Source organism: Roseicyclus sp., from assembly GCF_052168335.1.
GTDB lineage: Bacteria > Pseudomonadota > Alphaproteobacteria > Rhodobacterales > Rhodobacteraceae > Roseibacterium.
Genome location: NZ_JBQLZP010000520.1, coordinates 1 through 7232, shown reverse-complemented (window position 1 = coordinate 7232; position 7232 = coordinate 1). Strand labels below are relative to the sequence as shown.

Below are 7232 nucleotides of genomic sequence, written 5' to 3'. Positions count from 1 at the left end.
TATCAGTGAGGGGGGGGCGTTTTCGCCGGCGAAAACGCCCCCCCCTCACTGATAGGTGAAGGTCCCCGTCACGTTGCGCCACTCGCCCGCGCCGATCAGCTTGCGGTGCACGAAGCGCACCGAGTGCAGCGGCCCCTCGATCTTCTCCTGCCAGAACTCGATGAACCCGAAGAGTTTCGGGTAATCCGGTGCGAGATCGTAATCCTGCCAGACGAAGGTATTGAGAACGTTGCGGTAATCCGGCATCCGGTAGACGACCTCGGCGGTCGTCAGCCCGTAGCCCTTCAGCATCAGCTCGGTCTCGGTCCTGCCCATGCGGCACCTCTTGCGTTGCCCCTTCCTCGCACCAGCCTGCCACCGATTCTTTAAAAATCAACGAAAACAGTATGTTGTCACTCGATGCGCCCGGCTGCCAATCGCGGGCGCGCGCGGCCATTGCACACCATATCCCGCGTCCCTATACTGTCCTCCAACAAGATATAGAAACGTCCGAACGCCGGGGCCGAGTCCGTGACCGACACGCCAGAACCGCCTGAAAACACGGAGGATTCCGCGCCGCGCGGTCCCGCGCATGCCGGACCCTCCATCGACATCGCGGCGGAGATGAAGTCCTCCTTCATCGACTACGCCATGTCGGTCATCATCAGCCGCGCGATCCCGGACCTGCGCGACGGGCTGAAGCCGGTGCACCGCCGCATCCTCTTCGCGATGCACGAGACCAACAACACCCACGACAAGCCCTACCGCAAGTCCGCCCGCCCCGTGGGCGACGTCATGGGCCAGTACCACCCGCATGGCGACAGCGCGATCTACGACGCATTGGTGCGGATGGCGCAGGACTTCTCCATGTCGCTGCCGCTTCTCGACGGGCAGGGCAACTTCGGCTCGATGGACGGCGACAACCCGGCGGCCATGCGCTATACCGAGGTCCGCATGGCGCCGCCGGCGGCCTACATGCTGGCCGACATCGACAAGGACACGGTCGATTTCCAGGACAACTACGACGGCAAGCAGCAGGAGCCGACGGTCCTTCCCGCGCGCTTCCCGAACATGCTCGTCAACGGCGCGGGCGGCATCGCCGTCGGCATGGCCACGAACATCCCGCCGCACAATCTCGGCGAGGTGATCGACGCCTGCCAGGCGCTGATCCGCGACCCCGACCTCACCTCGGAGCAGCTGATCGAGTACATCCCCGCCCCCGACTTCCCGACGGGCGCGCTGATCCTCGGGCGCTCGGGCGCGCGCAAGGCCTATCTCGAGGGGCGTGGCTCGGTCATCATCCGGGCGAAGACCCATGTGGAGGAGGTCCGCAAGGACCGCTTCGCCATCGTCGTGGACGAGATCCCCTACCAGGTGAACAAGGCCGCGATGATCGAGCGCATCGCCGACCTGGTGCGCGAGAAGAAGCTCGAGGGCATCTCGGGCGTGGCGGACGAAAGCGACCGCGTCGGCGTCCGCGTGGTGATCGAGCTCAAGCGCGACGCGACGGCGGAGGTGGTGCTGAACCAGCTCTTCCGCTTCACGCAGATGCAGACGAGCTTCGGCTGCAACATGCTGGCGCTGAACGGCGGCAAGCCCGAGCAGCTGACGCTCCGGGGCTTCCTCACCGCCTTTCTCGACTTCCGCGAGGAGGTGGTGGCCCGCCGCACCGCCTTCGAGCTGAACAAGGCCCGCGACCGGGCGCATGTGCTCTGCGGTCTCGCCGTCGCGGTGTCGAACGTGGACGAGGTGGTGCGCACGATCCGCGCCTCGGCCGACGCCGCCGAGGCCCGCGAGCGGCTGATGGAGCGGCGCTGGCCCGCGGCCGAGATCCTGCCCTTCATCCAGCTGATCGACGACCCGAACCACAAGGCCAACGAGGACGGGACCTACAACCTCTCCGAGACGCAGGCCCGCGCGATCCTCGACCTGCGGCTCCAGCGCCTGACCCAGCTGGGCGTCAAGGAGGTCACGGACGAGCTCGAGGAGCTGGCCGAGAAGATCAAGGACTACCTCGCAATCCTCGCCTCGCGCGAGCGCATCCTCGCGATCATCTCCGAGGAGCTGGCCGAGGTGCGCGAGAAGTTCGCCGTCCCCCGCCGCACCGAGATCGTCGACTGGTCCGGCGACATGGAGGACGAGGACCTCATCGAGCGCGAGGACATGGTCGTCACCATCACCCAGGGCGGCTACATCAAGCGCACGCCGCTGGGCGAATTCCGCGCGCAGAAGCGCGGCGGCAAGGGCCTCTCGGGCGGCGCGCTCAAGGAGGACGACGTGGTGACGTCGCTCTTCGTGGCGAACACCCACACGCCGCTCCTGTTCTTCACGACGGACGGGATGGTCTACAAGCTCAAGACCTGGCGCCTGCCGCAGGGCTCGCGCGCCTCGCGCGGCAAGGCCATCGTGAACATCCTGCCGATCGCGACCGGCACGGGCATCGCCGCCGTCATGCCCGTCGACCGCGACGAGGATCACTGGGACGAATTGCAGATCGTCTTCGCCACCTCCGAGGGCGAGGTGCGGCGGAACGCGCTGTCCGACTTCACCAACGTCATGCGCAACGGCAAGATCGCCATGCGCCTGCCCGAGGACGGCTCGGTCAGCCTCGTCAACGCGCGCATCTGTTCCGAGAGCGACGACGTCATGCTGGTGACCGCGGGCGGCCGCGCCATCCGCTTCCCCACGACGGACGTGCGCGTCTTCAAGGGGCGCGATTCGACGGGGGTGCGCGGCATCCGCCTCGCCGAGGGGGACCGCGTGGTCTCGATGGCCGTGATCCGCCACTTCGAGGCCGATCCCCAGGAGCGCGCCGCCTACCTCAAGCAGCGCCGCCTGATGGCCGGCGCGCCGGAGGAGGAGGTCGAGGCCGACGAGGACGAGGTAGAGGTCGCGGGCGGCCAGCTTTCGCCCGACCGCTACGCCGAGATGTCGGCCGCCGAAGACCTGATCCTGACCATCACCGCGAACGGCTCGGGCAAGCTCTCGTCGAGCCACGACTACCCGGTGCGCGGGCGCGGCGGCCAGGGCGTGATCGCCATGGACAAGGCGATGCGCGGCGGTGCCCTCGTCGCCTGCTTCCCCGTCGAGACCGGCGACCAGATCATGCTCGCCACCTCCACGGGCCAGTCGATCCGCGTGCCGGTCGACGGCATCTCCTTCCGCTCGCGGTCGGCGGGCGGCGTCCGGGTCTTCAACACCGGCGCGGGCGAAGAGGTGGTGTCGGTCGCCTGGATCGCCGACCAGGGCGACGCGGAGCCTGCTGCGACCGAGGGAGAGGCGCCCGACGCCGGGTGACGGGGTTCGGGGCGCGCGCGGCGCGCCTCCTCGACGCCCGGCGGCCTGCCCTTCGCGGCCAGCCGTAACGCCCCGTTAGCCATTGTGGCGGCCTCGCCATGAATTCAACCGTCTTTTTGCGCAAACCGTCCGCAATAGGGCCGGGTTGCGCGCCGAGTTTCGCCCCGTCGCCCCGGCCGGGGTGGAACATACAGGGCGATGCGAGGCAGAATGCTCAGCAGAGACACGCAGAATGTGACATTGAGCGAAGCCGCGCAGACGACGATGCGCATGCTCATCGCCTCCTACTTCATCGCCGCCGCCTCGGGCTCGATTCCCGGCGCGGATGCGGGCGCGCTCTTCGCGTCCTTCCTGCCCGCGCCGCTCGACGACATCGTGGGCTCCTCGATCGTCTTCCTCCTCGCCACCATGGTGCTCCTCGGGGCGCGCACGCGAATGGCAGCCCTCCTCCTCGGCCTCGTGACCTTCTATGCGAGCTACGTGGAACTGATGCAGCTGGGCGTGGCGCATGTCCTCGGCGCGTTCTGGCGGGACATGGCGCTGATCGCCGCGCTCATGCTCACCTATGGCTGCGACCGGGCCCAGGCCCGCGCGATGCTGGCGGTGCCGCCCCGCCCGCCCGTGGTCGAGCATTCGCCCTTCAGCGTCCGCCGCAAGGGACGCCGCGAAGGACTGATCCCGCCCGACGGGGCCTTCGACGCGGGCAACGGCCCGGTCTGACCGCACGGGCCGGTCGGCCCTTGAGCCGCGGGGCGCGGGGCAGTATCCCCGACGCATGACACGCGAACTCCACATCGTCGGCGGCGGCATGGCCGGTTCCGAGGCCGCCTGGCAGGCGGCGGAACTGGGCGTGCCCGTCGTCCTGCACGAGATGCGCCCCGAGGTCGGCACCTTCGCCCACCGCACCGGGCACCTGGCCGAGATGGTCTGCTCCAACTCCTTCCGCTCGGACGACGACGAACAGAACGCCGTGGGCCTCCTGCACTGGGAGATGCGGGCGGCGGGCAGCCTCATCATGGAGATGGCCGACCGCCACCGCCTGCCCGCGGGCGGCGCGCTCGCCGTCGACCGCGACCCCTTCGCCGAGGGCGTGACCGCGCGCCTCCGCGCCCATCCGAACGTCCGGGTCGTGCCGGGCGAGATCACGGGGCTTCCCACGGAGGGCTCCTGGATCGTCGCGACGGGCCCGCTCACCTCGGGCGCCCTCGCCGCCGCCATCGCGGCCGAGACCGGGCAGGACAGCCTCGCCTTCTTCGACGCCATCGCCCCCATCGTCTACGCCGAGACGATCGACATGTCCGTCGCCTGGGAACAGTCGCGCTACGACAAGGGCGAGACCGAGGAGGAACGGAAGGCCTACATCAACTGCCCGATGACGAAGGACGAATACGAGGCCTTCATCGACGCGCTCCTCGCCGCCGACAAGACCGAGTTCAAGCCCGGCGAGACGGCCGGCTACTTCGACGGCTGCCTGCCCATCGAGGTGATGGCCGAGCGCGGGCGCGAGACGCTCCGCCATGGCCCGATGAAGCCCGTGGGCCTGACCAACCCGCACGATCCGGGCAGGAAGCCCTGGGCCGTCGTCCAGCTCCGCCGCGACAACAAGCTCGGCACGCTCTACAACATCGTGGGCTTCCAGACCAAGATGAAGTACGGCGCGCAAACCGATGTTTTCCGGATGATTCCCGGCCTGCGGGAGGCCTCCTTCGCGCGGCTGGGCGGCATCCACCGCAACACCTTCATCAACTCGCCGACGCTCCTCGACGGCCAGATGCGGCTCCGCTCCCGGCCCAACATCCGCTTCGCGGGCCAGGTCACGGGCGTCGAGGGCTATGTCGAATCCGCCGCCATGGGGCTTCTGGCGGGCCGCCTCGCCGCCGCCGAGCTCCTCGGCCGCAGCCTCGCCCCCGTGCCGCCGACGACGGCCATGGGCGCGCTCGTCCACCACATCACCGGCGGCGCCGAGGCCAGGACCTTCCAGCCCATGAACGTGAACTTCGGCCTCTTCCCGCCGCTCGACGAGGCCCGCGGCGGACGCCGCGGCCGGCGCGAGCGCTACAAGGGCTACACCGACCGCGCCAAGACCGACTGGCAAGGCTGGCTCGGGGCCGCGGCCCGCCACGCGGCCTGACGCGAGATGTCCGCGGCAAGCCCAGGCCCAGGCATGAAGATCACCCCGCAAGCCCCTGAAACGGCGCCCTGATGCGCACGCGCTTCGCCCCGTCGCCCACGGGTCCGCTGCATCTCGGCCACGCCTTCTCGGCCATCACGGCGCATGACATGGCCCGCGCCGCGGGCGGCGTCTTCCTCCTGCGGATCGACGACATCGACCGCGCCCGCGCCCGCCCCCGCTGGGAGGCGCAGATCCTCGACGACCTCGCCTGGCTCGGCCTGACCTGGGACGCCCCGCCCCGCCGCCAGTCCGACCACCTCTCCGACTACGCCGCCGCCATCGACCGGCTCGCCGCGCGCGGCCTCGTCTACCCCTGCTCCTGCCGCCGCCGCGACATCGAGGCCGCCGCCTCCGCCCCGCAGGAGGGCGCACCGACCCATGGCCCGACCCATGGCCCCGACGGCCGCATCTATCCCGCCACATGCCGCGGCCGCCCGATGTCCGCGCGGGCGCCGGGCGACGCAATCCGCCTCGACATCGCCCGCGCCTTCCCCGCCCTCGACATCGCCATCGAGGAGACCGGCCCCGCCCATGCCGGCAGCCACCGCGTGACCACGGCCCACCTCGCCGCGCAGGTCGGCGACCCGGTCCTCGCCCGACCCGGCATGGGCGCGAGCTACCACCTCTCCGTGGTGATCGACGACGCCGCGCAGGGCGTCACCCACGTCATCCGCGGCGAGGACCTCTTCGAGGCGAGCTTCCTGCACGCCGCGCTCCACGCGCTCCTCGGCACGCCGATCCCGGTCTTCCACCACCACCGCCTGATCCGGGACGAGGCGGGCCGCAGGCTCGCCAAGCGCGACGACGCCCGCGCCATCGCCACCTACCGCGCCGAGGGCGCCTCGCCCGCCGACATCCGTGCGATGGTCGGCCTCTGACCTTCATCTTTCCGTGAAATACGCACTTCGGCGCGGACCGCGCCGCGCGCCGGCCGGGGCTCGATGCCCCGGACGGCGCGGCCCCTCACGCCTCGGGCGCCATCAGCTCAACCTCCGCCCCGTCGCGCACCGCGGTGTAGAAGCACACCCGCCGGTTCGTGTGGCAGGCCGGCCCGTTCTGGCGCACCAGCGCGAGAAGGCAGTCCCGGTCGCAGTCCACCCGCAGCTCCACCAGTTCCTGCACATGCCCCGAGGTCTCGCCCTTCACCCAGAAGTCGCCCCGCGAGCGCGACCAGTAGGTCACCCGCCCGGTCGCGAGCGTGCGGGCCACCGCCTCGGCGTTCATCCAGGCCAGCATCAGGACCTCGCCCGTCCCGACCTCCTGCGCGATGCAGGGGATCAGGCCCGCCGCGTCGTACCGGAGGGCCTCGGGGTCGAATCTGCGCGTCTCGCCCATGGCGGCCTCGTTGCAATCGGGATCGGAGCGGCTAACTATAGCGGCAAGCGCGGAAACGCAAACCGGACGGCCTGCGATGACCTCTGACAGCGACCTCATCAAGCTCTACTCGCAGCGCATCCTCGGCCTTGCGGCCGACATCCCGCATCGCGGACGGCTCGAGGCGCCGCAGGCCAGCGTGCGCAAGCGCGCGCCGCTCTGCGGCTCGACCGTCACCGTGGATCTGGACCTGGCCGAGGGGCGCATCGCCCGTTTCGGGCAGGACGTGAAGGCCTGCGCGCTCGGGCAGGCCTCGGCGGCGCTGCTCGGACGGCACGCCATCGGCCGGACGCGGGCCGAGATCGAGGCCGCGCGCGATCAGCTGCGCGCCATGCTGAAGGAGGGCGCGCCGCCCCCCGGCGCCCCCTTCGAGGGCTACGAGGTGCTCGAGCCCGCGCGCGACTACCGC

The 7232-nt window shown here is 70.4% G+C and carries 8 protein-coding genes; 5 read left to right on the top strand and 3 right to left on the bottom strand.

Going from position 1 to position 7232, the window contains the following annotated elements; all coding sequences use genetic code 11:
- Positions 1 to 45: 45 nt before the first annotated feature.
- Positions 46 to 315: an usg protein gene (locus ACTS11_RS15825; RefSeq protein WP_442641261.1), complete on the bottom strand. Its 270-nt coding sequence runs from the start codon at positions 313 to 315 to the stop codon at positions 46 to 48.
- 77 nt (positions 316 to 392) lie between these two features.
- On the bottom strand, positions 393 to 620 hold the full coding sequence (locus ACTS11_RS15820) for a hypothetical protein (RefSeq protein ID WP_442641262.1): 228 nt from the start codon (positions 618 to 620) through the stop codon (positions 393 to 395).
- Between ACTS11_RS15820 and gyrA the strand changes: the two genes are divergently transcribed.
- From gyrA to gluQRS, 4 genes are all read left to right on the top strand, one after another.
- Positions 511 to 3276 carry a DNA gyrase subunit A gene (gene gyrA / locus ACTS11_RS15815; protein WP_442641260.1) on the top strand — a complete coding sequence of 922 codons (2766 nt, stop codon included), beginning with the start codon at positions 511 to 513 and terminating at the stop codon, positions 3274 to 3276. The genes ACTS11_RS15820 and gyrA overlap by 110 nt on opposite strands.
- A 240-nt stretch (positions 3277 to 3516) precedes the next feature.
- Positions 3517 to 3996: a hypothetical protein gene (locus tag ACTS11_RS15810; RefSeq protein ID WP_442641259.1), complete on the top strand. Its 480-nt coding sequence runs from the start codon at positions 3517 to 3519 to the stop codon at positions 3994 to 3996.
- Between the two features lie 55 nt (positions 3997 to 4051).
- Positions 4052 to 5407 carry a methylenetetrahydrofolate--tRNA-(uracil(54)-C(5))-methyltransferase (FADH(2)-oxidizing) TrmFO gene (gene trmFO / locus ACTS11_RS15805; protein WP_442641258.1) on the top strand — a complete coding sequence of 452 codons (1356 nt, stop codon included), beginning with the start codon at positions 4052 to 4054 and terminating at the stop codon, positions 5405 to 5407.
- A 71-nt stretch (positions 5408 to 5478) separates the two neighbouring features.
- Entirely contained in the window at positions 5479 to 6327 is an 849-nt protein-coding gene (gene gluQRS / locus ACTS11_RS15800; protein WP_442641257.1) for a tRNA glutamyl-Q(34) synthetase GluQRS, read from the top strand.
- An 85-nt stretch (positions 6328 to 6412) separates the two neighbouring features.
- Here gluQRS and hisI read toward each other — a convergent pair whose 3' ends face one another.
- Positions 6413 to 6784 carry a phosphoribosyl-AMP cyclohydrolase gene (gene hisI / locus ACTS11_RS15795; RefSeq protein WP_442641256.1) on the bottom strand — a complete coding sequence of 124 codons (372 nt, stop codon included), beginning with the start codon at positions 6782 to 6784 and terminating at the stop codon, positions 6413 to 6415.
- A gap of 76 nt (positions 6785 to 6860) precedes the next feature.
- Here hisI and ACTS11_RS15790 point away from each other — a divergent pair.
- Positions 6861 to 7232, top strand: a 372-nt coding sequence (locus tag ACTS11_RS15790) for an iron-sulfur cluster assembly scaffold protein (RefSeq protein ID WP_442641255.1), incomplete at its 3' end; no start/stop codon positions are given.